Here is a 1,301-nt window from a genome sequence, read left to right as displayed (position 1 = left end):
CCCCCCCCGCTCAGCCGCGCCGCCGCAGCCGTGCCGCAGCGACCGCGCCGCACACCACGCCGACGGCGAGCACGATCAGGCCCCTCACCCACACCTCACGCTCGATCTGGGTCGCGAGCGCGACGCAGGACGCCGCGCCGAGCAGCGGCACCACCGTCGGCGCCCGGAAGTGGTCCCGGGCGGCCTTGTCGCGGCGCAGCACCAGGGCCGAGGTGTTGACGAGGAAGAAGACCACCAGCAGGAGCAGCACCAGCGTCGACGCGAGCGTGGCCACGTCGCCGGTGAGCGCGAGCAGCAGGGACAGGGCCGTCGTCGCGGCGATCGAGGCCCACGGCGTGCGGCGCCCGGGCAGCACCTTCGTCAGGAACCCGGGCAGCAGGCCGTCCCGCGCCATGCCGTAGGCGAGGCGCGACGACATGATGCCGGTGAGCAGCGCGCCGTTGGCGACCGCCACCAGCGCGATGGCGCTGAACAGCTCCGTCGGGACGCCGCCCGCCGCCCGCACGACCTCCAGCAGCGGCCCGCTGGACTCGGCCAGCGTCCCGGTCGGCACGGCGGCCGCGGCGGCCGCTCCCACCAGCGCGTACACCGCGCCCGCGGTGACCAGGGCGCCGAAGAGCGCCCGCGGGTACGAGCGGCGCGGGTCCCGGGTCTCCTCGGCCACGTTCACCGACGTCTCGAACCCGACGAACGAGTAGTACGCGAGGACCGCCCCGCTCAGCACCGCGGCCGCGGGGCCGTGGCTCTCCGTACCCAGTTCCGTGAGCCTGCCCAGGTCGCCGTCGCCGCGCAGCACGATCCACAGGCCGAGCCCGATCACGATCAGCAGGCCGCTCACCTCGACGACCGTGGCGACGGCGTTGGCGCGTGTCGACTCCCTGATGCCGCGCGCGTTCAGGAGCGCGAGGGCGGCCAGGAAGACGATCACGACCAGGACGACCGGGAGCGTGACGAACTCGGTCAGGTAGTCACCGGCGAACCCCCGGGCCAGCGCGGCGACGGAGACGATCCCCGCGGCCAGCATGCAGAACCCGGCGACGAACCCCGCGAAGGGGCCGTACGCCAGCGTCGTGTAGTGGGACGCGCCGCCCGCGCGCGGGTACTTGGTGACCAGTTCGGCGTACGAGGCGGCCGTAAGCAGCGCCAGGCACAGGGCCACGACCAGCGGCACCCATACGGCGCCCCCGGAGTCGGCGGCGACCTGGCCGACGAGGACGTACACGCCCGCGCCGAGCACGTCTCCGAGGATGAAGAAGTACAGGAGCGGGGTGGTCAGGGCCTTCTTGAGCGCGGTCGGGGCG

Annotated in this window: 1 protein-coding gene; it reads right to left on the bottom strand. The window is 74.3% G+C overall.

Annotation, left to right across the window (positions count from 1 at the left end):
- Positions 1-10: 10 nt before the first annotated feature.
- Positions 11-1,301: APC family permease (locus GKQ77_RS32800; RefSeq protein ID WP_258022361.1), on the bottom strand; the 1,291-nt coding region annotated here is incomplete at its 5' end.

Source organism: Streptomyces anatolicus (assembly GCF_019400875.1).
GTDB lineage: Bacteria > Actinomycetota > Actinomycetes > Streptomycetales > Streptomycetaceae > Streptomyces > Streptomyces anatolicus.
The sequence above is the reverse complement of the archived record's forward strand: the minus strand, read 5'-3'. Positions and strand labels throughout refer to the sequence as shown.